Origin of the sequence: Dyadobacter sp. 32, assembly GCF_902506755.1 — a bacterium.
Lineage (GTDB): Bacteria > Bacteroidota > Bacteroidia > Cytophagales > Spirosomataceae > Dyadobacter.
Genome location: NZ_LR735258.1, coordinates 3,479,206 through 3,504,547 on the forward strand (window position 1 = coordinate 3,479,206; position 25,342 = coordinate 3,504,547).

Sequence of the window (25,342 nt, forward strand, 5' to 3'; positions counted from 1 at the left end):
TAAAACATTAAAAAACACAAACCATGAACCAGGACGTAACCAATTACATTCAAAAGTTACCACCATGGCAGATCACCGTTTGCGAGAAACTTCGCAAAATGATCTATGAAACCATTCCCGATATCCAGGAGCGGCTACAATACGGAAAGCCACATTATCTCAAAAACGGCCATTATGCCTGTGTGGTGACAGCTGCTAAGGATAAGGTTTCCTTTATGCTTTTTAATGCGCTTGAAATTGCCGAGATCAAGGGATTCCTCAAGGCCGCATCCAGCCCGGAACGAAAAATTGCTACGATCACCGAAGGCATGGAGGTGGATTATGCGCAATTATCAACCCTTTTGACCCAGACATCTGCCACATTATAAGGCTAAAATGTCATGAGGCCACGTTTTCTGATTCCCACCAAAATAACTTACACAAATGGCGAAAAACAAAACAGCGGAAACTGAAGTGATCGTTGACGATTTTATAGCATCAGTTCCGGATGAAAAAAAGCGGGCAGATAGCAAGCGCATTACTGAAATTATGACAGAAGTAACAGGCTTTCAACCGAAAATGTGGGGTCCGAGCATTGTTGGCTTTGGATCTTATCATTACAGGTATGAGAGCGGCCACGAAGGCGACGCTCCGCTTGTTGGATTCTCTCCCCGAAAAGACACCATTTCTCTGTACCTTGCTTCTGATTTTGAGAAAAAGGAAAGTCTTTTGGAAAAATTAGGCAAGCACAAAGCGGCCAAAGCCTGCATCTATATCAAAAAACTGGATGACGTAGACCTGTCCGTTTTCAAAGAAATGATTGCGTTGTCCGTTACGTATCTAAAAAACCGATACCCCTTACAATAATTTACACCCAGGTAGATATCAAATTCCATGCCTTGGTCCTAATCAAATATTGAATGCTCGCACCCTGGCACTATAATTACCATTCCAAAACATTAAACCCTGATAATCATGACACTACCCAACATTTTCACCAGAAGCATTGCGGATAAAACCATCCACAGGATCAATGCGCTGACACCTGATACCCGTCCCTCCTGGGGCAAAATGAGTGTGGATCAGATGTTGGCGCATCTCAATGTGACCTACGAAATGGCCTATGATAACATTCATCCCAAGCCCAATTTTTTCATGCGTTTGATTTTAAAAGCTTTTGTAAAAAATGTGGTGGTAGGAGAAGCGCCATACAAACGCAACTCCCAGACAGCCCCTGCATTTTTGATAAAAGGGTCGCGGGATTTTGTGGTCGAAAAAACTCGACTTATCGCTTACATCAATAAAACCCACTTATTGGGTGAAGATTATTTCGATGGCAAAGAATCTCTTTCTTTTGGCCCCCTCTCTAAAACAGAATGGAATAATATGTTCTACAAACACCTGGATCACCACTTGACTCAGTTTGGCGTGTAGCCATAGAAAACTGTTATAGCCCCGTTCTTATAACCATCTGTACACGAACCAAATGCGCCCATTGTTGTGGGCTGCTTTTTTTTCACGCCCACAATTTAATCACGAAAAATGCATATTTCTACCGATTAATAAAGCGTCGTACCGCTCAATAACTGTCGTATACCTGGGGAGCCCATTCTTTTTACTTTTGAAGTGTAACAACGTGCTCCTAAATTTTATCCGCGAATGAAAACCTTTCTGATCGCACTTGCTTTTTCGATCGCCGGTTATCTGATTTTTGCTGTTTCAAGTTATTATCTCGTAGGCTTACTATCCAGCAACCGGCAAGACAAGAGTGTAGAAGCCAGCATGACGAGTATTTTCGTGTGGGGGCCAATTGGACTGATCATTGGCTTTGTGATTGGATTTATCTGGGCAAAAAAATAAAGGAAAAAGCCATGGAGTTGCTGCTTAAAAAATGCCGCGTTTCATTCTGCCATAATTAGATTGCCATTTTTTAAGTTAAATAGAAACTTCAGTCCGACAATACAAACCAAGGCCTTCAAAAATTTACTTCAGATAACGCTTACCAAGCAATTTATAGACCAGAAAGAACCGATAAATCATTCCTTGTTTAAATTTCAATTGAAAGTCAGCGATGAATCAATTAATCCCTCTGATATCCTTATGTTGCTTGGGCGTCATAGCCGTGGCGAGTCCCAAACCAACAAATGCACTTGTAATTCCCATACAAACCCCGGATGAAAAAACCGTCTATTCCGAAGTTGTAGACTGCGGGAGCGTTACTCAGCTGGACGTTTTCAGGCGGGCCCGATTATGGATTCTTCAATCAGTGCCCAATGACAAATTGCTCCTAAATGACAAAGAGACCGGTGACCTCGTTTCTTACACAACGTTCAACGTTGCACTACCTCGCAATGAGAGCTTCTCAGGTGGAGTGTATACGGTCAGCTGCGTGCTCACCATAGAATGCGCGAACAGGAAGTACAGGTCGTCGATCTCTCATATCGAAGTTTTACAGGGAGGAAGTGGAAAAAGTATACCATTTGACAACTTCCGCTTACAAAGCGAAGCGGCTACCAAACAGTTTCAAACCGAGATGGACAGGCTATTGAAGACCAAAATGGAGGAATTGAAACGGCACGTTAAGGATTACAAATCGTTCTGACGAGCGGTTTGACCATCTCCCGAATCACAGGACCCGCTACGCTTTACACACGATCAGGCGAAGCGCCCCTGGATGGGATTGCCAGCCTTTGTCCTAAACGCGTCAACACCAGGTTCCGGATCACAAAAATTTCCGTTATCAGCTACTGAATTAATCGCCCATGCGGGTGGAAGCGAATGAAATTATCGGCAGGAGACTTTTTTATAATCCTATTCTTTTCAGTCGGGCTAACGTTTTGCGGAATTTCATTCCACCTTTATCGCAGCGGGGAGGCTCTGATTGCGAATGGAATCGAGACAAAGGGCGTTGTGATCGGCATGCACCGGATAAAACGTTTAGCGTATCCGGTAGCCCCTTCGGTAAAGTTTTACACGCATTCCGGGAAAGAGCATGTCTGGCACAGCTCCGTTGGCCGAAACCCTCCCGAATATACGATTGGGCAGGAGGTTACCCTGCACTACGACCCCAATAATCCTGACGAGGTAATTTTAGAAGAGGAAAAACTGATGGTATATGTGTTTGGCGGGATGGGTCTCATTTTCCTGCTTCTATCCGTATGGGAAATTGGTAGTTCTCTCAGAAATGTGTGGCAATGGCTTTTCCAATGATTCGAAGCCGATTTTAAACCGAAAGTGTATCAATTAGTCAAAGCACTCTTTGTGACACCGGCACCCAGAGACCATCCCGGATCAATAGCTCAATTCCTTGTCAAGCAATGTCTCCAGGGCAGCTCGGTTACTAGGCGGCGGCGCATCGAAACTGACAATCTCACCCTTTTTATTTATCAGTATAAATTTGGGTATTGAGCTGGCAAAATAGCGCTGCTGAACCAACCCCTCCGTATCATAAAGCTGCAATCCGCTGGGTTGATCTTTGATCAAAGCACCTCTCCACTTATCTTGCTTATCCATTACCGCCACACTTATAAAGGCAATGTCGCTGGTGCCCTTGTATTTTTCGGTGAGCTCTTTAAAATAAGGTGCTTCGGCACGGCATGGCCCGCACCAGCTCGCCCAAAGATCCAGATACACTACTTTGCCTTTATAGTCGCTCAGGTTGTGAACCACACCAGTACTGTCCGCTGCTTCAAACAATGGAGCAGGTTTCCCTATTCTAGCCCTCATTAATTCCGTTTCCTTATCAATTAAAGATTGAGTAAGCTCTGCCTGGTCTGTACTACTTTTTAGCAAAGCGATGTATCTGGGCATTTTGTTCTTGTAGCCTTCCATTTCCTCGAAGGACCTGCAATAAGTGATAACACCTTTCATCTTTGTATAAAGCTTAATCTCCCTGATCTGGCCTTTGTAGTGGGTTGCCATTTCTCTTATAAGCTCAATATCCTGCTTGTCATCCTTGTAGGAAGGGTTCTTGCTGATGGCCTGCTTTCTCAGGTATTCAGGATAGGTACCCATAAACCAGCTTATGTAATTTTCCGACACCAGATTTTCGGGGCTATACAGATTCACCCAAAGCTTCTTATCGGTATTGGCAGCCAGAAATGAAGCTGCACGGACATGGTCATATGTAGAATCGTGTGTTACCAGATTGAGCAGATAATACGCATGCAGGAATTCATTATCCAACCGGGTGATCCGGGCAAAATCCTTTAGCCACTTATCATTGACATTAGTATTCCCAAAAGCCTGAACGAAAAGCGAATCACGCAGACGCTTATCCTTTTTTATGAATTTCAACAACTCCCTTTCTTTCATTTCATACCAGGATACCGAATCTCTGTAAGCGTACATCGCCACATCCTGAGCACACAAATACTGATTGCTTTGCGCACCGACTCCCGAAATTTTCTTCTGCAACATAAATTGCAGCATGTCCTTAACATCACCGGTGAGCGTGAGGTTATAACCGGGAGCAGCATACACATTGACAGATAATTCATTTTTTCGCAGAGTCGCCATCGTTGGCCGGGTGATGGCGTACGTTTTTAAGTAAAATTTTCCGGTGCTGTCCACTTTCACGGTTTCAATGGTGTGATCTTTAAGTCCCTTTTGCGGGTCTCTAAAAAAGAACATTAACTCATTGCCTGAGAAATTGGTGAGTTGCCCCTGAATGATAAACGGCTCTGTGACGCTCGCTTTTTGAGCAAACGACAGGGTGGAGATCATAATCAGCGCAACAATTGAGAGGGACAGTTTCATAGCCTGCGTCAGCTTTTGGAGTTCATTTTGTAAAGCTAACGTAACCATGGGACTATTTAGTTTGTCCAGAAACAAAAGCATCGCATATCCCTGCACAATGGTCGGCACCCATTCATTTATAAGCTTTGCGCCTGCTGTATTTTTACAATTGCACTGGCAAACGCTTCCATATCCTCCTTTTCACCCAACATAGCATGCTGCAGAATCCATACCGCTTCAGTGCTGCAGGCCTGCTCGGCTACCGGCAGGAATACCTGACTGTAGTCGGCTGTTTCGGGAATGGCGTAACACATGAAGTTCTGATTTTGAAAAAGCGGCTGTTTGTACAATGGGTGAGGATAGCCTCTGAAACTGGGCACACCTTCCGCCACCAGCATTTCGGCAAAACGATCTTTACTCAGTCCGGCAAACTTAGTGGAATCGTATTTGAAAATATAAATGTGGTAGCAATGTAAGGTGATATCCTCATTTCTTGACAACGGGGTAATGCCTTCGATATCTTTCAATAATTCGTTCAAAAATATTCCATTTTCATTCCTGCGTTTCGTCTGACTTTCCAGTCTTTTCAATTGATGAGAAAGCAACACCGCCTGCATCTGAGTGATGCGATAATTGCAGCCAGGATTGTAATGATCGTACCATTGCCCGCCTTCGATCCTGCCCACATTCCTCAGCGAGTGCATCATGGCATACAGTTCGTCATCATCCGTAACCACAATTCCACCCTCGCCGGAAGTGAGATTTTTGGAAGATTGAAAACTGAAGCTGCCTACATCTCCAATAGAGCCCAACTTTTTCCCCTTATACTCCGCACCATGTGCATGGGCAGCGTCTTCAATAACCCTCAATCCGTGTTTTTTTGCGATCGCCATAATTGCTTCCATATCACATGCCAGCCCTCCGAAATGAACAGGAATAATAGCCTTAGTCCGTTCCGTGATCGCTGCCTCTATCTGTGAAGGATCCATGTTATAAGTCTCAGGATCTATATCTACAAACACAGGAACACAATTACACTCAATCACGGACGACGCGGTGGTAATAAAAGTATATGGTGGCACAATGATTTCGTCGCCTGGCTTTACACCACAGGCAATTAGCGCCAAACGCAAGGATACAGATCCATTTACGCAGGTAATGGCATATTTACTTCCACAATAAGTGGCAAATTCTTTTTCAAATTTTTCAACCAGATCGCCGCAATCAGGATTACCCCACTTACCACTCGCCACCACCTCTGCCACTGCATCTACTTCCTGTTGATCAAAAACCGGCCACGGGAATTGTTTGTTTACACTTTTGGGCCCTCCGTTTATTGCTAATTGCGTACTCATCTCAGTTCAGAAAAAATGTTCATTCCGTAATACTTCAGCCTGTGGCATTCAGGCTATCAACGGTTCCTAAACTTCAACTCCAAATGAAGGCAGCTCCCCCATTTCGGAATAGAGCCAAATGAAGCTCCGTACACCAGTTCAAAGTAATATGTCGATCGTTTCTAATAAACGTTGTAAATTTTACAGGGAAATGTCCGGTTCCGGGACCCGACACTTGTCTGTGTGTACGTGGTGTAATAGACCTCTATTGTAACCGCAATTCGATTCACCAATCGAAAAACAACCCTGTAATTTTGCTAACATCTTAAACCAGAACCCCACATGAGAAGGGACAAAACAATTTTTTGGATTGCGACAGGATTTATTTTCCTCTTTGAGGGTGTAATGCCCGCCTTAACCGGGCACACCGAGCTGGCTAAGGAGGGCATCAGGCATCTTGGCTATCCCGATTATTTCAGGATCGAATTAAATATTTTCAAGGTCCTGGGCGCCCTGGCGATTATACTCCCCCTGATACCGGCCCGGGTAAAAGAATGGGCGTATGCCGGGCTAGCAATAACCTCTATTTCCGCATTTATCAGTAATTGGGCGGTGGATGGTTTTACCGTCAATCTGATTTTACCCGCCGTGGTATTGCTGATATTAGTGGTTTCCTACATATACTATCACAAAACAGAAGCGATAAAGCTGTAAAATGAAAGGTAGCCTCTCGCCCTGTCAGCATATTCTGGCGGGGCTTTTTAGTTCGGAACCAAAATGATCAGCATAGCCGTCGGTATTGATAGAAAACACCTCGTTGCTAAGCGATCCCCAGGTAGCCCAATTTGAAATATCAGGAGTATTTAGCAAATAGAAATCCTCAGCACACGCTTACATCCTGAAAAAAACGTCTACCCAAATCTACCCTAAATATGAATCAAAAAACGCTTATCACGCTTCTTATCGCTGGCATGTCTCTGGCAACGGCCTGGGCTATCCGGGGGCAATTCGGTCATGAACAGGGTGCTGCCTGGGCGGGAGGAATCGGCGGATTGAGTATAGTACTCTTGTCAGGACGGAAAGATTGGTATCAAAAGGCATTTCAGCTTACGCTCGCTTCGGCGGCGGGCTGGGGAGTTGGAGGCATCATCAGCTACGGCCAGGTGGTGGGCTACGGGAGAGGAACCGACTTCGGCAACGTCTATTATGGATTGACTATGCTATTTATCATCGGGAGTCTGTTTGGCTTACTGGGGGGTGGATTATTTGGTCTGGTGTTGGCCGACAAGCCTGAAAAACCAGTTAAATGGCACCAGCTCATCGTAGAAATGGCCGTGGGTGCAATGATTTTTTACCATATACTCATTGACTTGCTTGGCTGGCTCATGACACCGCCTCGCTCCGAAGCCTGGGCAGCTTGCTTTGGCATGACGGTCGCCATGTTTTGGTATATGATCCGAAACAAACAGTACTCGGCCATGCGTGTGGCTGTTTTCGCAGGGCTTGGAGGAGGTTTCGGGTTTGCTTTCGGCAATTTCCTGCAGGTGCTGGGCAATGTGTCTGGAATAAAATTCAACTTCTGGAATGTAATGGAATATTCCATTGGCTTTTTTGGAGCCATTGGAATGGCCTATGGCACTTTCACATCTCCTTGGGAAAAGTCTGCTGAAACGATCGTCAGAAATAGACTCATTGCACCCATAATCATTTTGACGCTGATCATTCCATTCATTGTCTGGGACCAGTCGTTTGGCACGGAACGCATCTTAAAAACGATTGAAGAAATCAGCCCAGGCGCCGACGCACTGACTATAACACGCTACGTCCAATGGGTGGCGTTACTGATCATTATGATTTTCTGCGCTGGCACATTTTACAAGTTTTATTTTAGTAAAAAAGTAAAGGAACTCACCTTAGACTTTGAATCCCTTAAACTCTTTTTCCTTTTCAATCTTGGATTCTATACCATTTACAGCCTGTTGATCACATGTGCGTTTATGAGTTTATACCGTGTGGAGCAATACTTGTATATCATCAACCTGATAGCCATTGCGTTCCTGCTTAAAAAACAGGATATGGATTTTAGCAACCGGGGTATAAACGTGAGCCGCTGGGCAATCAATCTGCTATTTATTCTTGCCATTATAGCGCTTTTCACGGCCGTGGCTGTAAGTTCTCACGGCGAAATCAGTATGTCCCGGGTGAGGTTTGAGTAAGGTTTTTATTGTAATTACACGCAGGTCCCAAAATTTCAGAGCGCTGATTTACACTCAACGGCTGTGAATATCCATTGAGACCCGTTATATTACACCCTATCTCAAACGCTTCTTCCGGAAATGAAAATGACAAACTATCTCTTCCACAGGCTTTTGCAAGTGTTTATTCTATGCAGCCTTACAATCGGAGACGTCTCCGCCCAGTCGCGCAAAAACGACCGAATTGTCAAAAGGGACAGCTCTCTTATCGAAGGAGTCATTCTAACGGTGGGCGATCAGGTTATTCAATACAAAAAAGCCAGCGACCCCCAGGGGCCGGTATTTCATGTCCTTAAATCGGACATTGCCAGGGTGATGTATGGCAATGGAGAAACCGAGACTTTCAAAATACAGCCTCCCCGTCCCGGCAGCCCGGGAAATGTGATACTATATCCCATGAACCCCTGGATTCAGAACGGATTCACGGATGATCTGAAACCCTGGCGGTCAGAAGACCTCAAAAGTGCCTACACCTTTTATAATTCAAAAGCCAAGGCAAGCCGGACCGCCGCAATTGTTGCTGGATCGATAGGGGCAGCGGCAACAATTGCAGGAATTATACTAGTCAGCGGAGCTAAGGAAATTAAAAACGCCAATGGCTACTATTATGAAGACTATGAAAAAAAACAACTTGGTACAGGGTTGATTGTCGCCGGTCTCGTTGCGGGCACCACGGTCGGAACAATAGGGTTAATCAGGACAGCAGTATACCGTCGGAAGGCAAAACTTGTCAGTGACGAATTGATAATTCGTAAGGAAAAATTGGGACAGCTCGGCATCCAACCTACTTTCGACCCTGGTACCAGAAATGTATCACTGTCCTTTTCACTTCGTTTTTAAGGATATGGGCGTTCTATCCTTACTTCTAAACGCTGATGTAACCAGGTTTTTGTACCAACTTTGCCTGTGTTCTGTGGTGGCTCTATGCACCTCTTTGACCTGCACGGCCCAGCAAAGAGGTGCCGACTCGCTGTTCACAACGGCAAAAGATACACTTGTAGTCAAAATTGCAGAAGTGGATATCCGGGACATTAAATACAAAACGCTTAGCGGCGACACGACGGTTGTTCATCTGATCGCAAAGACGAAAGTCAAAAAAGTCGTGTATGGCAACGGAGAAACTGAAGAATTCAAATCACACCCTTCTTTAAACTATTATCCGTCCATGGAGGAGAGAAGCAACCAACGCTACGCATGGGTCGCCTCTCACCCCTTTCAACGGGAAATCACGGGATGGCCCGTAGAAAAATTGTTGGACCAACAAAAACGGTATCGCGAACAGGCCGCAACCACCACACCACTAGGTGTCATCACGGCCATTGTAGGCCCAACATTGTTTGTTACCGGAATCTCCAAACTCTTCGATTCCGACGCTGCAGGCTATTTTGTGTCTGGAGTCTGTGTTACCTCCTTTACCATTCCCCTCGCCATTACAGGAGGTAAAGCTCGGAAAAAGGTCAATTTCATCAAAATGGAGCTGGAGAGGAGGAAAAATGGAGGGTATTGAATGCTGTTATATGAGTTTTTATTGGAATAAAATATCTTTTCGCTTATCTGACATGGCACTACCTTTCCTCCTGGTACTCCTTCTTGCTTTTTCTCATGCTTGGGGACAATCACTTGACCATGATCTTATCGTCAGGTATGATTCTGTTTCGATAGAATGTGAGATAGTGCGGGTGACTACTGAGGTAATCAGGTACAAAAAACAATCATACGCACAGGGACCGGTATTTCAGGTTCTCACCTCGGACGTCAGTAAGATAATCTACAAAAATGGGAATACAGAGGATTTCAGTCTCTTAAAACGGCCAGTAAAGAAAACAACCCAGTCTCCACCCAAATATCCGTCAGGCCCCTGGCTGGACAGGGACTTCACAGAGAATATGGCGGCAAGGAAAGCTCCTGAATTAATAAAGGCCAAGAATTTCTATGATGCCAAAGCACGATCAAATAAAGTTATGGCCATTACAATGGGAGCACTTAGTACTGTCATGGCAGCCGCAGGAACTCATATATTCATCAATGCCAAAGAATCAGTCGCAGGAGGCACTTACATAAATCAGGGAAACAGGCGTATTGGGAGTATGCTGATGATATTAGGGGCTGGGTCGGGTGTTGGATTAGGCACTTCGGGATTGTTTTCTTTTAAGAAATACAAAAGCAGAGCGCAGCTAGTAGACAATGAAATTTCAAACCGGAAGGCGTCCTCAATCAATCTGTTTTTAAGTCCACAATGCAATTACCACTCACGCGACGTTTCGTTATCCTTGGTTGTAAACTTTTGATTATGCGAGATTCATCCCTTGTCGTTTCAGCACCGCCCTGGCACCTGACGTTACCTATCATTTTGTTCCAAATACTGCTACATTCCATGCCTGCCAGAAGTCAGCATGCTGTTACTGATACCATTTTTACCATCAAAAACGATACCCTGCTTGTTAAATTACAAGAGGTTGGAATCAAAGAAGTCTACTATCAACTTGAACATGGAGATATACCGGAGGTTTACGTGTTATCCAGAAATAGGATCGCAAAAATAGCATACGCAAATGGCGATACTGAAACCTTTGCCCATACTAAAAACACCAGACGTCATGTCCCAAAAACAACACACATTCCATTGAAGCCATTTCATAAGGAAATAAGTACCATGTCGGATGAGCAACTTGTGCTTTTAAGGAAAAGATACCGAACAAGAAGCACCATCCTGACACCAGCGGCAATAGCCACGTCCTATACAGGTATCAGCTTCATGGTGGCGGGGTTCTTCAATTCCGTTTTTTTTGACCGTGAACTAGGAGATAAACAAACAACGGCCGGATTTCTTGGCGGTTCAATTTCCATTCCGCTATTTTGGGGTGGCATTTCCAGTACAACGAAATACAGGATTGTTAAAAAGGAGTTGCGACGGCGAGGGCTGTCCGCCAAATGAGGTTCCCATTCCGTTATCCTCCAATTATTAATATTAACTTCAAGACCAAAACACCAACCGGCTTAGAAATGCCATCATCCATCTTCCCCATTACCTATGTGATCTGGCTTCTTTCAGAGATTGTCCTGAACCGCCTACTTCGTGCCAAAAGCACCGACAAGCAACATGCCGACAAAAACTCGCTGGCCCTGATCTGGTTTACCGTCGTAATATCCAACGCCGCAGCCTATTATATCGCGATGACCGAATATTTCCCGATCGCTGTTAACACAGCCTTGCCTTATATTGGCCTGGTTATCATCTGTACCGGAATTGTTCTCAGGCTGTTTGTCGTCAGATCCCTTGGGAAATTATTCACTGTGGATGTCACGATCCGTGAAAATCATCAATTGAAAACCGATGGACCTTACCAATATCTCCGTCACCCATCCTATGCTGCATCTCTCCTGTCATTCATTGGCTTTGGGATATCACTCAACAGCTGGATCAGCCTTCTTTTGGTGACGGTCGCCATTGTTACAGTCTTCATCATACGTATCAGGATTGAGGAAAAGGTTCTTTTTGAGCAGTTTGGAGAACACTATATTCGTTATAAAAAGGAGGTGAAGGGATTGATCCCTTTTGTTTGGTAAATAATTGAGTTGAACATGCCAAAAAAACTAAAAATTCACCACACGTTGATGGCTTTAGTTACTGTTCCAATATGTTTTACTCTAGGTGCTGTGTATTTATGGAGTGCGTATTCTACTATAACAGAAAGAGCAGGATTATTCGGAAATGCATACCTATATTACCATGTCACAAAATTACAATACGTCACTTATACGCTTTCAATAACCCTGATTTCCTTACTGTTCATTTTCTTTCAACTCAGTTTCTTTATTCGTAGAAAATCCAAAAAGCTAAGCTATCTGTACGTGGCCGTTTTCGGCTTTATGATTGTCGTTGTACTCAGTGAAGTATTGTTACAGAGTCTTTTCAAAGGAAAGGGATAAAATATGATAATCCTTCTATGGCAGTGGGTAGCAGTAAATTCAAATGCTTCCTGCAGGTCTATTAGGTACAGATGATTGAAACTGATTATAACTATGTTAAATTTGCAAAAAACACAGTTGGCCATGCAACAAACATTTCAAATAAAACCCAGCAACCTGAATGCAAACTTTATTGAATCTGTCCGTGCTATGTTTGGAGACAGAGAAGTCAAGATTGTTATTAAGGAGGTTGAAAAGACTGGAACAGTTGACCAAAAAGAACTGTACATTCAGTCACTTCCTTTCATAGACCAGTTTAAAAATATCAAAGTGGATCCTGATTTAGACTTATCTTCTCTCGCTAATGAAGTAAATCTATGATTTATTTTGATACGGATGTATTGATTAATCTTCTCATTCCCCAAGACAAGGCCAAGCATTTGCTGGCCAGAACAGTTTACCACACTGCCACTGATAAACATCAATTTTTCAGGGAGTGTAATTTAAACTCTGTCTGGCCATCTAAGTTTATTCAAATTTAATTTTTCTTTTCGATTTCAAATGCTTTTTTGCTTGTTATTGGATTTGTCAAGGGCGGCTGAGGCACGAGGCCGTTTATATACCCTTGATAAATTCAATAACGGGCTATTTTTGCGTTTTATATTGGGAAGCAAAATTAAAGGTCCATTCGCATTCTGTCGCCAAATTTGATATGCAGTTGTTGAGCTGTCAGTGCCCAATTTTGCAAAGGCGACGTCCATTTTCGGCTAATATTCTCGACCGCCAGGTAGATCAATTTGAGTAATGCCATATCATTAGGAAAAGCTCCTTTTGTTTTGGTGATTTTTCTGACTTGCCGATGAAAACCCTCGACGGCATTTGTCGTGTAAATAAGCCTCCTAATCTGCTCATCATAAGCAAAATAAGTTGACAGTTTGTGCCAATTATTCTGCCAGGATTTGATTACGACAGGGTACTTGGAGCCCCACTTATCGTTAAGTTTATCAAGCTCCAATTCCGCTTTATCTTTTGTAGGAGCTTGATAAACCGTTTTTAAGTCCTGCATGAAAACTTTTTGATCCTTGGAAGCTACATATTTCAACGAATTTCTGATCTGATGAATGATGCAACTCTGTATCTCTGATTCCGGAAAAGACGCTAATATTGCCTCAGAAAAGCCGGTCAGATTGTCCGTACAAGCTATCAAAATATCTTTTACGCCCCTGGATTTCAAATCAGTAAGAACCGAAAGCCAAAAATTAGCTCCCTCACTTTCAGACACATACATGCCAATCAGATCTTTATAGCCATCTCGATTTACTCCTAGAACATTATATACAGCTCGTGTTACCACCCGCCCCCCGTCTCGAACCTTATAATGCATAGCATCGAGCCATACAATGGTATAAAGGCTTTCCAAAGGCCTACTCTGCCATTCTTTGACCTGAGGAATCACGCGTTCAGTGATCTCTGATAGCGTGGCATGAGATATCTCAACATCATACATCTGCTGGATGTGGTCGGATATATCCCGAAAACTCATTCCCTTACTATATAATCCAATAATTTGAGGAGCCAGATTGTCAGCCAGGACCGTTTCGCGTTTCTTGACGATTTGCGGCGAAAAGCTGCTTTTTCGATCCTCTGGCGTAGTCAGAATGATTTCGCCAGACATGGTTTTTAAGCGTTTGCTACCTTTACCATTGCGTTTGTTACCTGATTCGCGTTCTTGCTCACTGAGGTGAGTGTTCATCTCTGATTCAAGAGCACTTTCCAAAAATTGTTGAAGTAAGGGCGCGAAAACGCCATCTTTACCAGTTAACGATTGTCCTTTCATTAACTGTTCGAGCGCCTTGTCGCGCATCTGTTCGAATTCTGTCTTTTCCATGTTCTGTCTTAAAGTTAAAACTTTTAGACAGAGTTCATTTTACAGTCTCATTTTTCATTTCGCTACTTTGTCTTCAGGAACTTGCGTATGTTTTGCATAAGCTCGAACAAAACCCAAGCGACATAGAGGGTATCCTTTCCGGCTTCTTACCTTATCAGCCTGTAGCTTACAGTGTTTTTGAAATGAACCGAGGCATTGTATTGGCCAAGCAAATTGGCTTCCAAAATATTAACGACTGTATTCACACAGCTATCGCCGAGACTCACTGCACTGAAATTTACACTTTTAACAAAGCCGATTTCAATAGGATTAGAAAGTACTCAAATCTTAAAATCACAGTGTTATAGTTAAAAACTTCAGCCATCTTACAACGTGACTTTGCCTGAGGAAAACATGGTATACTTCGCCCTTCCTCCACAAAACTCCAGTCCCTACCACCATCACTTCCGAATCACCAGCTCATCCTTCACATTGCCCTCAGGATCGTAACATTTGAGTGACAACGTATTTCCTTTGATAGCAATGTGCTGATACAATGGCCCATCCGGGTAACGTACGACGGCGTAGTCTTCCGCGGGCCACTCATCCTGTTTGCCGGGAATACTGATGGACATGGTGTAGATCGTGCCCTTGAAAGGATCCGTTGCTACTTTTCCTGAATACATGGGTCTGGTTCGCAGATAATAATGCATGTGCCCACTCATCACCATATCCACATGGTATTTATCAAACAGGCTGCACCAGGCCTTCATAATATCGTCATAAGGTTCCACAAAATTGTAGGGGGGAAAGTGGAACATGGCAAACTTCCACTTGGCTTTTGAATTCTTCAATTGAGACTCAATCCAGGCAGTTTGCACAGAAACGGGCTGCGTACAATCAATCATGAGAAACAGCGCATCATCATAGTTGTACGCGTAAGTCATTTCTGCCGGTACATCTTTTGGGCCATTTTTGGGGAAACTAAACATTTCCTGATACATCCAGGCACCCAGTCCGTCCTGACTGTCGTGATTCCCGGGTACCGGCATCAAAGGTTTATAGCTGAACGTCTTCCCGGGAATATCCCAGAGATCGTCCCATTCGTCCCGGTGCAAGCCTGTACTCACCAGGTCCCCTGCAATCTGGTAAAAAGCAACCTCCGGATGCCTTTCATAGGTTTTCCGGGCCATATCACCCCAAATTTTTGAATGATGCGTATCGCCAAACCAGATAAATGAAAAGCCATCCTTGTTTTCAGGCTCTGTTTTGAAGCTGGCCACATCCGACCACTTTCCTTCGTTGCTACCCACTTTGTAATCGTATTGCGTTCCCGGCGAAAGATTGGTCAGGTTAGCTGTGAAACGCTGTACATAACGATCGTTCTGCAACAGGCGATCTTCCATTTTAAAAGCTGAAGCAGTTGAAGTCAGGGTATCTGCCCCACCCGGTTTCCAGTATTTCACCAGGGCATCCTTTACCGACATATTAGTTCTCCATTGCACGTCCATGGTAGACTTGGGGTCTCCGCTCCACGTGAGCAAAAGCTGATCGGGCTTATCGCTGGAAGGTGTCAGCGTTTTGCGGAACGCGCCGGTCAGATGCGCTTCCCGGGCTCTGCCACGAACCGTTGTGAACAACACCTGCCCCACCAGACTTTCCGGCACCTCCGTTAGTATAAGACTATCCCAGTCGTGATACGTAAAAGCACCCACTTTCATGGTCGACAAATTGTACGTTGCCGGATATACATTAGTAATCTTGAGTTCGTCCTTAGGATTCGTCGCGCCTACACTGATAAAGTATACAGGACGATGCTTGTCGAAACCGTTAATTCCCAATCCGACATGTCCTTTGTCAAAAGTCTTTTGCCAGACCTCATAGTACTGATGTTCATTTTTAGCAAACAGGGTTGTCTTTTTGAAACCACTTTCTTCCAGCCAGAAGGGAGGAGATTTTTGCGCGGTATCCCGCATGAGGGAAACCGTTACCGGCACATTGGCTTCAAAGGTCCAGAACTTCGTTGCCAGAACTTCTTTCTCTTCCTGAGTCAAGAAATTACGAATATAGGATTCAGAAATGGTATCCAGTTCCGTTGCTGTCAGCTTTTGGTACAGCCTGGTCACTACATCGTCAACAACGCTTTTTACATCTCCATTGGCCGATTTGTTTTCCTTACATGAAAAAAAGATCAATAAGAATAGTAGGGCGCAGGGGGAATATTTGAGAAATTTCATTTGCAAATTTTTAGAATCTACAGATAAATACTTTTCAAATTATCAATCATACCATTCTCATACGGATGATTTACGTGGGATTGGCTTTTCCAGCCAATAGTTTCGGACATTCAACCCTTCCAGGGTTGTCATTACCGTTGTACTCAAATAACCCCGGGTTGAACCCGGGGTTATGGACATTGGGTCACTTCGGAATCACAGATACGAACCAATACCCACATTCAACAATCAAGAGGTGGAATATAGACGTTCAACCCTTCCAGCGCTCTCGTTTCTGTTATACACAAATGTCCCAGAGATAAACCCGGGGTTATGGACATTGGATCCCTTCGGGATCTTAGATACAAACCAATACCCACATTCAACCATTACAAAGTTATCCTGCCTGTTCTACACAAATAACCCCAGATTGGATCCGGGGTTATGAACATTGCTCCCGTTGGTATCTGCTGTTTTTGAAAATACTTTCGGATTAATGAGCCATATAGCATCATTATTCAAACGTTGTCTTACTCCCTGTTTCATCGACAATCCCCGCATGCAATGCACGCCATGCCCCATGCTCTAAAGCAACGCCTTGTTGTTCGTCAAAAACACCCTGGTGCTTTTGGTATAGGTATCACCCAAAGGCGTTTTATATTTCAAATCCACATAGAACGCACGGAAGCCATTTGCAGGAAATGTTTCTGTGACTCTAATCTTGGATTTATTTTTGATCCCTAAACTCTTGCTTGTCCATTTGTCATTTCTAAGGTCCTGATCTTTCGAATCTGCAGTCCACAAGATGACATCTACCAGCGCATCGGAGGTAGCTTTGATATCTAGTTTCACCCCATTTTTATCCGAAGATTGCTTCCAGTTGCAGACTGCATAAGGCGTTTTTGTAATAGTAGAACCAAAGAAAGCACTCAACGCTTCCATGGCCTGCTTTCCTCCCCCAAGATCATGACCTGCATTTGGAACATAGTGAAGCATGTTATTACCTGGGATATCTTTCAGGTAATTTTTGATATTATCCACCACCCAATATTCGTCATTGGTTCCCATAAAAATCATTTTGGGCATTGTAAGTTTTGCCCGATACGAATAGGGATCTATCATGGTTGTGATGGCCTGTCCATCGCTGGATCCTGTAGACTGCGGTATACCCAGCTTCACATAATCCTCGATCTGAATACTGTAATCACCCCAGGACTTGATCTGATAGTCCAGACTGATCGGCATGTTCAAAATATCAATCACCATGGGGGCGATTGCCTCAACCCGTTTGTCACTAGCCCCCGTGAGCCAGGTGGTCCAACCTCGTTTTGATGCGCCCGAAACGACAAACTTATTCACTTCATGATTTAGCTTTTGTTTTGAAAACTCCTGCACCACATCCATGGCACGAACAGCACTTTTTACCATGGGAAAAAGCAAGGGCCAGCTGTAATCTTTGTCTTTTTTAAAGTTGTGCAAGGTATAGGAGATCAAAGCATCCTCCGTCAGATCGCCAAAAAATGGTTGGTTGGGTGTTTGTTTCAACAGCGCAACGATGGCTTTATTCGTGGTCGCCACTGCCCCCAATGAGCCGTACATTTTCTCATCCTTTTTACTGGTCCAGTTTGGAAGCTCATTTTTATTGGAACCTCCGGTGATGAATAAAAGCGCGTCGTCATGCAGGTTTTCTTTGGGCACGATTACGGTGAGCTGATGTGTCCAGGTAAACTCACGCCATTTTTGAGAAGTCACCAAAATATTGTAATAAGTAAGATCACCTTGCGCAAAGGTCTCTTTCAACTCCCATTTAAAAGATTTGTCCCCATTGTTGAGATAGCTATCCAAAGCAGTCTCCGGGGTGATTTGTGCCTGAGCACTAACAACGAAAGTAACTAAAAAAAGGCCTAAAACAAATCTTAAAAAAACGCTTGACATGGGGGTATAAGTTTGTGTTGTGAGAATACTATTATTTGGACGCAGCAGCAGGAGAATCGGCCACCAGTTTCAGTGCCTGCTCTATATAAATCTCCCCGGTCATTTCACCCAGGCTTGTACGGCTGACGTATTCGTACCTTTTAAAACTATTAAAATCCACTTTGGTAAGCATGTAACCAAACGCATCGTTGGTCAGGCCGAAAAGAAATGGCTGTTTCGTATTCATCTTACGTTTTACGTAATAGCCAATATTGGGTAATGCTTCGCCGGGAACAGTCAATATCTGGGCAGTACCGATATTCAATAAATTAAGTTGTGATGCCACCCGGTTTTCTCCCGACATCTCATTTTTGATCGGAGACTTTTTCAAAATGTACCGCATGATCTCCGAATCAACCGGAAACTCGATCTTTCTTGCCGTACAGTACAGCGCCGGGTTCTCCTGTACAGGAGCGTCACCCACAATCCGTAACGCTTCATCAGCGAGCAGATTCCCGATTCTTGCACATTCCTTGTAATCGCTGGCTTCTCCCTTTACTTCAGTCCTGTTATCGGCTGTCACCATCCCGCCTTGTGCACCGTTCATAAAAATGGCTATACCACCGGCTTTTGACTCGATACGGTCATAAAGAGGACCGCACAGATCCGGGCTTAAAATTCCACGACCGGATCCGATCACTTCAGGGTGTATGGCGTAATTAACCAGTGTAGCAATCACTTTTCCGGTTTTGGGAGCTATTGCCTGAATCACCCCACAGCGCGGATCATAAAGCTGATCTGCATAATAATTATATGCTATTTTACCTTTTGCTTCGCCAACCGCAATTTTCAATGACGCATCCTCAAGCTTCTGAGAGGCTTCGTTGACAGCATCTGCAATTTTTTTCACACAGTCGTCCAGATATTTCAGATCTGCGAAGGATTCCCCTTTTTCATTTGGGAAACCGTATGCGTCAGGTCCGCTGTGGGTATGTGTTGCTCCGATCAATACATTTTCGGGACGTATGCCTTTGATCAAAGCTCTGGATTTGTTGCCCAAAGCAGCGGGCCATCCCAGGTTATCAACATTGACGATGGCCACTTTTGTATCTCCTTTCTGAAAAACCAGGGCACGGACAAACAGGTCGCCATTTTTCTCAGTGGATTTCTTGGGGGTTCCAATACCACCTGAAACAGGTAAAAGCGGATTGGGTGTAATGATTCGCACCGCCGCACCCGCTTTGAAGGTCTGGGCATGGGTGCATACGGAAAGTAGACAAAGATAAAAGAGGGTTACAAGAGCTTTTTTCATTGATGTCAAAACTATTGAGAGGTATAAAGAGGGCGGGAAATATTTCCCGCCCTAAGGTCATTTGTCATTATTTGTGTTGAACAGGATTCACCCCAATCCCAAAGCCACATGCCCCTACTTCCAAGGCTTACCCGTTCCCTGTAGCAGCCATGGCTTGGACCATGCGCTATTTTCCAGACCAGCATCACCAAACTGAGAATACGCTGTTTTTTCGAGTTTAGCAGCCGCTGCTGTTGTATTAGCTGAATTTTGGTTCCGCTCACGAAGCTCGTAGTAAAAACGTACAGGCAATACACCCGCTGTTGAGGCCCCTTCCAAAACCGGATAACCTGTTCTTCTCCAATCAAACCAAGCCTCGGTGGCCACCGACCAGCTGGCAATCCACTTCTGGGTAATAATCTGGCTCTGGGTACCATCAAACGCCACACTAGGCTGCGCTGCATAGGCGGTTGCTGCTGCTGCATTCAGCCCCCAGGCAGTGAAGGAGGCCAATATCCCCTGATTGTAATGTTCCTTGGCATCACCGGCATTCCATTTGTAATGCGCAGACGCCTCGGCCAGAATAAAGCGAACTTCTGCCGCTGACATGATTCTTGCCTTGATACCACTTTTAGCATCGGAAAACTTGGTATTCACCCAGGACACGTGTGGGTTACGGGAAGACTGCACGCCACCGGCATTTTGATTGTAAGCATAAGGCGTAGACAATCTCAGCGGTAAGCCTACATAGTTGGGATCCTGATTCACATCGGCAATCGTGGTCCCCGGCATTAGTTTATCGGGCGACAAATACCTTACCCTTCTTCTTTCTCCGTTAACAATCGTATCGGCCACCCGGTCTACCCCTTTTGCTCCAGGCTGTACCTGCAGGAATATGGCTACCTTATTGGCCCATACGCCCATACGGGGGTCATTACGTGCCAGAAGTGCCCGCACAAAAGTGTTGGCCATTTTGATCCTCCGGTAGTTGGTGCTGTCGGTATCATAAGTGGCATTGGATGGCCATGAATCCGCATTGCTGTTACCAATAAATGACATGGCCACGTCGTCGGCCGATGCGGTGATGATGGGATAAGTAGCAGGTGTAGCTACTATTTTTTCAATGCCCGCTTTTGCTACCGCCGGCGATTTTTCAGCCAGACGCATGTAATATCTTAAAGCTAAGGAGTTGGCAAACTTCCGCCATTTAGTTACATTCCCGGCAAAGAACACGTCGGACGACCCCATGGTGCTGTTGAAAGAAGTCGCCGAAAGCAGTTTATTGGCTTCTTCCAGATCGGCCAGAACACCTTCGTAAATCACCTGTTGAGAGTCAAATTTAGGATAGGTGTACTCCGCTCCTGCGGTTGCCCCCTTGAGTGCATCGGTATATGGCGCATCCCCGAAAAGATCTGCGATCAAGCCGAATACCATGGCTTTCATAACCAGAGAAACGCCTTGCTGCAAAGGCTGATTAAGTTCAACCGCCTTGTCATATACAAATTTGTTGTTCCTTAAAATACCGTAGTAGCCCGACCAGTCATTACTCCCACCCCATTCATACGAATTGTGTCCACCTGCCCAGCCGTCCTTTTGCGTATGCTGCACCACACCTGCCATATCACCGTAGCCAAGTGTCACAAATGCCCTTGCCGTTTCGGTAAGCACAGTAGATAACACCATGTTGGGATTGGTTGTACCCGGGTCGGCCCCGTTCGGGTTCTTGTTCATTTCTACCAGATCCTCGGTACAGGAGAACACGGACATCAGCGAGAATACAACGCCAATTTTATATATATTTCTGATCTTCATGATAATTAAATTTAAGGGATACTAAAATGTCACGTTCAACTTCACACCCACGGGTATCACCCATGGATTCACATTATAACGCTCTATACCTTGCTTAAACTGCGTTCCGGCCTGAGTACCTGTCGATGCCTGGTAGGCGCTTTCCGGGTCAATATTCACTTTGGCAGCAGTCCATAACATGATGTTACGGCTATACACCGCTACACTTGCATCCTGAAGTTTCAGGGATTTGCTCCATTTAACAGGTAACCCGAATGAAAGAGAAACTTCCCTTAGCTTTACATAGGATGCATCAAACATCGCAGGCTGAATGAAATCCCATGGATTAGCCGCAGCATAAGGCGCTGGCTGCGTGCCGGTTTTCACGCGGGATATGGGTCCCGGAGTAATCGTTTCACCCAGGTTCTCCACATATACTGGTTTTCCAGCGTCATCAACACCATTCTGATACACCCCGGGAATGATTACACCACCATAGGGAAGCACCGCACCAAAGAATGTGGGAAATGATGTCTTGTCCGGTGTTGGGTATCCCACCTGCGGAAAGTTATTTCCACTAACCTTGATATGTGTTTCGGCATTGGCAACCAGCCAGTCTCTCAATTCTTTTCCTGAACGGCCTTCGGCGTCTATCAGACGGTCAAGAGCAAGTTGAGTTTGTCCATTGCTCATCCCGTAGCGGTAGGTTTGAGAAACAAAGTTTCCGCCATTTCTCCAGTCCAGCGTAAAGTTCAGGCGAAGATTTTTATACGAAATCGAGTTCTGAATACCCATAATAAACTTGGGGTTGAAGTTCCCGATCTTGTTTCTGCTCGCCTGCCCGGCTGTTTCTACTTTGTAAAACGCCCAGCCATACGTTGCGTCACGCTCTAGCAAAGGATAACCAAAATAAGGAGATGCCGGATCTTTTACGGTACGGATGGTTGGCCCGTAAATGTCACCTACGTCCTCCCCTTTATAAGTCCATGCGCCGCCTTTTGCTTCTTCCCAGAAGGTAAAAAATGGCATTTCATCGGCTAGCTCAATGACCTTCGTGCGGTTACGTGTCCAGTTGGCACTGATATCCCACTTAAAATTGGCCGTTTGAATAGGCGTACCGCCGAGGGTTAATTCTATACCCCTGCTTCTCAAAAGACCTGCGTTGATGTTCTTGGAAGTGAAGCCGGTCGAACTGGCCATAGCCGTATTAAAAATCTGGTTCTCGTTGTCGACCACATAGGCAGTTGCAGCAAGATTCAATCTGTTTCTGAAAAGCGTAATATCAATACCTCCTTCATAAGAAGTGGCTTTTTCTGGTTTCAGGAAAGGATTCAAAAGGCTCCCTGATGTGGCCAAACGTGGCACATCACCCCAGGCGCCTGCATTGCCCAATGTCTGCAATAACTGATATGGCGCAGCATCATTTCCTACCTGTGCATATCCACCACGGAGTTTGATCAGATTGATTTCATTCGGCAAACGGAACATTTCATTCACCAGAACACTCACCGATGCCGACGGGTAAAAATAGGGATCGGCGTTAGGCAAAGTACTGGACCAGTCCTGGCGGGCACTTACATCCAGATAAACAATGTCTTTGAAACCCAGGGTGGTCATCGCATACAAGCTGTTAATCCCCCTCTTGAAACTACTGCTAGAGTAGTCAAGACCAGCAGGCAGAATATTCTGCAAGGTATATACACCCGGCACCACAAGTCCTGCCTGTCCTTTTGATCCTGCATAGGAGCTATTCCCATTCTGCCTTCTGATGTTACCACCTACGGATGCAGAAAGACTCAGGTGACCCAGGTTCTTTTTATATGTAGCCAGAAAGTCGGCATTGCTTTCAAAAGATTTCATGTTCTGAAGACCATATACACCGTTTTTATCGTCCGTATAGCTTTTTGCAATTTTCGTGTTGCGTTGCTCATTATACGTATCCAAACCATACCGTACCATCAACGTCAGGTCGCTGGTAATATCCCAGTCGCCGCGAATGTTGCCGTAGATCCGGTCACGTACAAATCCGTTGTTCACTTCGTAGGCCAGAAAATAAGGGTTATTACCGGAGACGAACGATCCTACTTTTTGTTGAAGCCCTTCCTGCCCTGGCACCCAATAATCGCGCAGGTCGTTGATATTCACGTGCGGAGAAACATTGTATGCCCATTGCAAAGGGTTGGTACCACGTTCCGTGGAAGGACGGTTGTTTGCATTGTTTCTGCTGATGTCCAGATTGGTACCCAGCCTGAATTTCTTCGCAACTTTAATGCTTGAATTGATATTCAGCGTATTACGAAACAGATCCGAATTCGGGATAATGCCGTGGTGGTTCATGTTGGCGTAGGAGATGCGGTAATCGTAATTTTGAGAACTATTGGCAACAGATACCCCATTGGTGGTAGTAACCCCTGTTCGTACAAAATCTTTGATGTTGTTGGGATGTGACACCAGCGGGGTAGCAACCTTCTTACCATCCGCACCTACAGGGCTGTTCCATTGTACTGCACTATAGCCTTTGTCCAGCATGGCACCAAACCCGGCTGCTATACCTTCCTGAATAATCGAATTCAACGGGTTGGTAAGTGGATTCCCCGAAACATCCGCCGGAATAGCCGAGAACTGACCCGGCCCCATGGAGGTCTGCCACCTTAAAAAACGGTAAGGTTTGTCAAAAACGGTATTCGAAGTAACACTAACCGTCATTTTTTCTACGCCCTTCCCGGTTTTGGTGGTGATCAGCACCACCCCGTTACCTGCACGAGAACCATAAAGCGCGGCAGCACTTGGTCCCTTCAGTACCGTCACACTGGCTATATCATCCGGATTGATACCGGATATGGCGTTACCATAATCCACGCGGTTGTCATTTCCTATCTGGGTTACGTTGTTCAGTGAGTTGGCAACAGGTACACCGTCAATCACGAATAACGGCTGATTGTCACTGCTCAGCGAGGTTGCACCCCGGATAACCATGCTCACCGAAGACCCGGTTCCGCCCGTCTGATTGATGGTCACACCGGCCACTTTACCACCCATGGCGTTCAGCACGTTTTCCTGGGCTACCCGGTTAAATTCCTTACCATCCACTCTTCCGATGGAATATCCCAGCGATCGCTCTTCTCTTTTGATTCCTAATGCGGTCACCACCACTTCATTGAGGTTTTCTTCACTGGGCGAGAGTACTGCATCCACCACACTCCGGTTGCCGACAACAATCTCCTGAACAACATAGCCTACAAAGGAGAAAACCAAAACAGGATTGTCACCGGTTACATCAATCGAATATTCACCGGCTGTGTTGGTAGTACTTCCTTTTTGCGTTCCCTTTAGCACTACATTCACGCCGGGCATTCCTGAACCGTCCTCTTTCATGCTCACCTTTCCGGTAATGGTTCTGTCCTTACTCATGTCCGCGGTATTGCGAGGTTTGGCTGTTGCCGGCCCGGCGTCCACCTTAAATGGTTGGATCAAAATCATCAATACCACCAACAAGCTCAGCGCCTGCCGGAATAATCGCGTAAAATCATTTTTCATAGAATTTGGGTTTTAAAGTGAACGTCCGGTAGCATGATAATTAAATTGTTAAGGTTTACTAAGCAAAACACAATGATACAAGGCTCTCAGAAATATCTCATTCGGGTCAAGATTAAGGTTATGTTATGTATGCATACTATTTTATGCGTTAAAATTAACCTATTCACAATTCGGTAAGAATTGAGACTATTTCACATATGATACTTTCGTATGAATAATTTAGACTATTCATTTTTTGAAAAAAATAATAATAGTAGAATTCTGCAAACTTTTCCTTGGCCCAGACCTTCACGTTTCACTCATGACACGAACCGTCAGAAGACACCAGTTCATTCCGAAAACCATTCATCCCCAGTTGTTAAATAAACCCCAAACATGACAACTGGGCAAACCATCACACCCCGTGTGCTTTTCTAGATTATCATTTAGTAATTCCTTAAAAAAAACAAATTATACGATAGTACTATTTGCCATGGATCTTGTATCTACTTCATCCAAGTCATGGCGATTCC

General features: G+C 44.8%; 22 protein-coding genes. 14 read left to right on the plus strand and 8 right to left on the minus strand.

Translation table 11 applies throughout. From position 1 onward, the window contains the following. The first annotated feature begins 23 nt into the window (after positions 1-23). The 6 genes from DYADSP32_RS14105 to DYADSP32_RS14130 all read left to right on the plus strand — a co-directional run bounded on the left by DYADSP32_RS14105 (position 24) and on the right by DYADSP32_RS14130 (position 3,189). Positions 24-368, plus strand: coding sequence for a DUF1801 domain-containing protein (locus DYADSP32_RS14105; protein ID WP_149242135.1), 345 nt, complete (start codon positions 24-26; stop codon positions 366-368). Between the two features lie 55 nt (positions 369-423). Next, the gene (locus DYADSP32_RS14110) at positions 424-846 is read left to right on the plus strand and encodes a DUF1801 domain-containing protein (RefSeq protein ID WP_149242134.1); all 423 of its coding nucleotides are present in this window, start codon (positions 424-426) and stop codon (positions 844-846) included. A 108-nt stretch (positions 847-954) separates the two neighbouring features. Then, complete coding sequence (locus DYADSP32_RS14115; protein WP_149242133.1) at positions 955-1,413, plus strand: DUF1569 domain-containing protein; 459 nt, start codon at positions 955-957, stop codon at positions 1,411-1,413. A 225-nt stretch (positions 1,414-1,638) separates the two neighbouring features. Continuing rightward, positions 1,639-1,839, plus strand: coding sequence for a hypothetical protein (locus DYADSP32_RS14120; protein ID WP_149242132.1), 201 nt, complete (start codon positions 1,639-1,641; stop codon positions 1,837-1,839). Between the two features lie 211 nt (positions 1,840-2,050). Next, positions 2,051-2,581, plus strand: a complete 531-nt coding sequence (locus tag DYADSP32_RS14125) for a DUF4468 domain-containing protein (RefSeq protein ID WP_149242131.1) — start codon at positions 2,051-2,053, stop codon at positions 2,579-2,581. Positions 2,582-2,757: 176 nt separating this feature from the next. Continuing rightward, positions 2,758-3,189, plus strand: a complete 432-nt coding sequence (locus tag DYADSP32_RS14130) for a DUF3592 domain-containing protein (RefSeq protein WP_149242130.1) — start codon at positions 2,758-2,760, stop codon at positions 3,187-3,189. Positions 3,190-3,270: 81 nt separating this feature from the next. Here the strand turns inward: DYADSP32_RS14130 and DYADSP32_RS14135 are convergent, their stop codons facing one another. Together DYADSP32_RS14135 and DYADSP32_RS14140 are read right to left on the minus strand one after the other, a co-directional pair. Next, positions 3,271-4,737, minus strand: a complete 1,467-nt coding sequence (locus tag DYADSP32_RS14135) for a TlpA family protein disulfide reductase (RefSeq protein ID WP_414617765.1) — start codon at positions 4,735-4,737, stop codon at positions 3,271-3,273. A 116-nt stretch (positions 4,738-4,853) separates the two neighbouring features. Further along, positions 4,854-6,071 (minus strand): DegT/DnrJ/EryC1/StrS family aminotransferase, encoded by a 1,218-nt coding sequence (locus DYADSP32_RS14140; RefSeq protein ID WP_149242128.1) that lies wholly within the window; start codon positions 6,069-6,071, stop codon positions 4,854-4,856. A gap of 321 nt (positions 6,072-6,392) precedes the next feature. Here DYADSP32_RS14140 and DYADSP32_RS14145 point away from each other — a divergent pair, with 321 nt between their 5' ends. The 8 genes from DYADSP32_RS14145 (at position 6,393) to DYADSP32_RS14180 (ending at position 12,595) form a co-directional block, all read left to right on the plus strand. Further along, positions 6,393-6,764, plus strand: coding sequence for a DoxX family protein (locus DYADSP32_RS14145; protein ID WP_149242127.1), 372 nt, complete (start codon positions 6,393-6,395; stop codon positions 6,762-6,764). 218 nt (positions 6,765-6,982) lie between these two features. Next, complete coding sequence (locus DYADSP32_RS14150; RefSeq protein WP_149242126.1) at positions 6,983-8,266, plus strand: hypothetical protein; 1,284 nt, start codon at positions 6,983-6,985, stop codon at positions 8,264-8,266. 120 nt (positions 8,267-8,386) lie between these two features. Then, a complete protein-coding gene (locus DYADSP32_RS14155) occupies positions 8,387-9,145 on the plus strand; it encodes a hypothetical protein (RefSeq protein ID WP_149242125.1) in 759 nt (252 codons plus the stop codon). A gap of 4 nt (positions 9,146-9,149) precedes the next feature. Further along, positions 9,150-9,812 carry a hypothetical protein gene (locus DYADSP32_RS14160; protein WP_149242124.1) on the plus strand — a complete coding sequence of 221 codons (663 nt, stop codon included), beginning with the start codon at positions 9,150-9,152 and terminating at the stop codon, positions 9,810-9,812. A 52-nt stretch (positions 9,813-9,864) separates the two neighbouring features. Further along, complete coding sequence (locus DYADSP32_RS14165) at positions 9,865-10,593, plus strand: hypothetical protein (protein WP_149242123.1); 729 nt, start codon at positions 9,865-9,867, stop codon at positions 10,591-10,593. A gap of 2 nt (positions 10,594-10,595) precedes the next feature. Then, positions 10,596-11,240, plus strand: a complete 645-nt coding sequence (locus tag DYADSP32_RS14170) for a hypothetical protein (protein WP_149242122.1) — start codon at positions 10,596-10,598, stop codon at positions 11,238-11,240. Positions 11,241-11,308: 68 nt separating this feature from the next. Further along, entirely contained in the window at positions 11,309-11,872 is a 564-nt protein-coding gene (locus tag DYADSP32_RS14175; protein ID WP_414617766.1) for a methyltransferase family protein, read from the plus strand. Positions 11,873-12,328: 456 nt separating this feature from the next. Further along, complete coding sequence (locus DYADSP32_RS14180) at positions 12,329-12,595, plus strand: hypothetical protein (RefSeq protein WP_149242120.1); 267 nt, start codon at positions 12,329-12,331, stop codon at positions 12,593-12,595. Positions 12,596-12,890: 295 nt separating this feature from the next. On the opposite strand, the gene DYADSP32_RS14185 is transcribed toward DYADSP32_RS14180, so the two are convergent. From DYADSP32_RS14185 to DYADSP32_RS14210, 6 genes are all read right to left on the minus strand, one after another. Further along, positions 12,891-14,102, minus strand: coding sequence for an IS256 family transposase (locus DYADSP32_RS14185; RefSeq protein WP_149240312.1), 1,212 nt, complete (start codon positions 14,100-14,102; stop codon positions 12,891-12,893). A gap of 440 nt (positions 14,103-14,542) precedes the next feature. After that, entirely contained in the window at positions 14,543-16,318 is a 1,776-nt protein-coding gene (locus DYADSP32_RS14190) for a purple acid phosphatase family protein (RefSeq protein ID WP_149242119.1), read from the minus strand. 564 nt (positions 16,319-16,882) lie between these two features. After that, complete coding sequence (locus DYADSP32_RS14195; RefSeq protein WP_149242118.1) at positions 16,883-18,232, minus strand: PhoPQ-activated protein PqaA family protein; 1,350 nt, start codon at positions 18,230-18,232, stop codon at positions 16,883-16,885. A gap of 31 nt (positions 18,233-18,263) precedes the next feature. Next, on the minus strand, positions 18,264-19,523 hold the full coding sequence (locus DYADSP32_RS14200; protein WP_149242117.1) for a hypothetical protein: 1,260 nt from the start codon (positions 19,521-19,523) through the stop codon (positions 18,264-18,266). A 114-nt stretch (positions 19,524-19,637) separates the two neighbouring features. Beyond that, positions 19,638-21,314: a SusD/RagB family nutrient-binding outer membrane lipoprotein gene (locus tag DYADSP32_RS14205; RefSeq protein ID WP_149242116.1), complete on the minus strand. Its 1,677-nt coding sequence runs from the start codon at positions 21,312-21,314 to the stop codon at positions 19,638-19,640. 21 nt (positions 21,315-21,335) lie between these two features. Beyond that, a complete protein-coding gene (locus DYADSP32_RS14210; protein ID WP_414617767.1) occupies positions 21,336-24,830 on the minus strand; it encodes a SusC/RagA family TonB-linked outer membrane protein in 3,495 nt (1,164 codons plus the stop codon). Between the last annotated feature and the right edge of the window lie 512 nt (positions 24,831-25,342).

Excerpts from the sequence above, each read along its gene's own strand:
- DYADSP32_RS14180 (WP_149242120.1), top strand. The coding sequence starts at position 12,329 with ATGTTAAATTTGCAAAAAACACAGTTGGCCATGCAACAAACATTTCAA.
- DYADSP32_RS14115 (WP_149242133.1), top strand. The coding sequence starts at position 955 with ATGACACTACCCAACATTTTCACCAGAAGCATTGCGGATAAAACCATC.
- DYADSP32_RS14185 (WP_149240312.1), bottom strand. The coding sequence starts at position 14,102 with ATGGAAAAGACAGAATTCGAACAGATGCGCGACAAGGCGCTCGAACAG.
- DYADSP32_RS14145 (WP_149242127.1), top strand. The coding sequence starts at position 6,393 with ATGAGAAGGGACAAAACAATTTTTTGGATTGCGACAGGATTTATTTTC.
- DYADSP32_RS14160 (WP_149242124.1), top strand. The coding sequence starts at position 9,150 with ATGGGCGTTCTATCCTTACTTCTAAACGCTGATGTAACCAGGTTTTTG.
- DYADSP32_RS14125 (WP_149242131.1), top strand. The coding sequence starts at position 2,051 with ATGAATCAATTAATCCCTCTGATATCCTTATGTTGCTTGGGCGTCATA.
- DYADSP32_RS14120 (WP_149242132.1), top strand. The coding sequence starts at position 1,639 with ATGAAAACCTTTCTGATCGCACTTGCTTTTTCGATCGCCGGTTATCTG.
- DYADSP32_RS14190 (WP_149242119.1), bottom strand. The coding sequence starts at position 16,318 with ATGAAATTTCTCAAATATTCCCCCTGCGCCCTACTATTCTTATTGATC.
- DYADSP32_RS14205 (WP_149242116.1), bottom strand. The coding sequence starts at position 21,314 with ATGAAGATCAGAAATATATATAAAATTGGCGTTGTATTCTCGCTGATG.
- DYADSP32_RS14155 (WP_149242125.1), top strand. The coding sequence starts at position 8,387 with ATGAAAATGACAAACTATCTCTTCCACAGGCTTTTGCAAGTGTTTATT.
- DYADSP32_RS14105 (WP_149242135.1), top strand. The coding sequence starts at position 24 with ATGAACCAGGACGTAACCAATTACATTCAAAAGTTACCACCATGGCAG.
- DYADSP32_RS14130 (WP_149242130.1), top strand. The coding sequence starts at position 2,758 with ATGAAATTATCGGCAGGAGACTTTTTTATAATCCTATTCTTTTCAGTC.
- DYADSP32_RS14195 (WP_149242118.1), bottom strand. The coding sequence starts at position 18,232 with ATGTCAAGCGTTTTTTTAAGATTTGTTTTAGGCCTTTTTTTAGTTACT.
- DYADSP32_RS14140 (WP_149242128.1), bottom strand. The coding sequence starts at position 6,071 with ATGAGTACGCAATTAGCAATAAACGGAGGGCCCAAAAGTGTAAACAAA.
- DYADSP32_RS14165 (WP_149242123.1), top strand. The coding sequence starts at position 9,865 with ATGGCACTACCTTTCCTCCTGGTACTCCTTCTTGCTTTTTCTCATGCT.
- DYADSP32_RS14170 (WP_149242122.1), top strand. The coding sequence starts at position 10,596 with ATGCGAGATTCATCCCTTGTCGTTTCAGCACCGCCCTGGCACCTGACG.
- DYADSP32_RS14110 (WP_149242134.1), top strand. The coding sequence starts at position 424 with ATGGCGAAAAACAAAACAGCGGAAACTGAAGTGATCGTTGACGATTTT.
- DYADSP32_RS14150 (WP_149242126.1), top strand. The coding sequence starts at position 6,983 with ATGAATCAAAAAACGCTTATCACGCTTCTTATCGCTGGCATGTCTCTG.
- DYADSP32_RS14200 (WP_149242117.1), bottom strand. The coding sequence starts at position 19,523 with ATGAAAAAAGCTCTTGTAACCCTCTTTTATCTTTGTCTACTTTCCGTA.
- DYADSP32_RS14175 (WP_414617766.1), top strand. The coding sequence starts at position 11,309 with ATGCCATCATCCATCTTCCCCATTACCTATGTGATCTGGCTTCTTTCA.
- DYADSP32_RS14210 (WP_414617767.1), bottom strand. The coding sequence starts at position 24,830 with ATGAAAAATGATTTTACGCGATTATTCCGGCAGGCGCTGAGCTTGTTG.
- DYADSP32_RS14135 (WP_414617765.1), bottom strand. The coding sequence starts at position 4,737 with ATGAAACTGTCCCTCTCAATTGTTGCGCTGATTATGATCTCCACCCTG.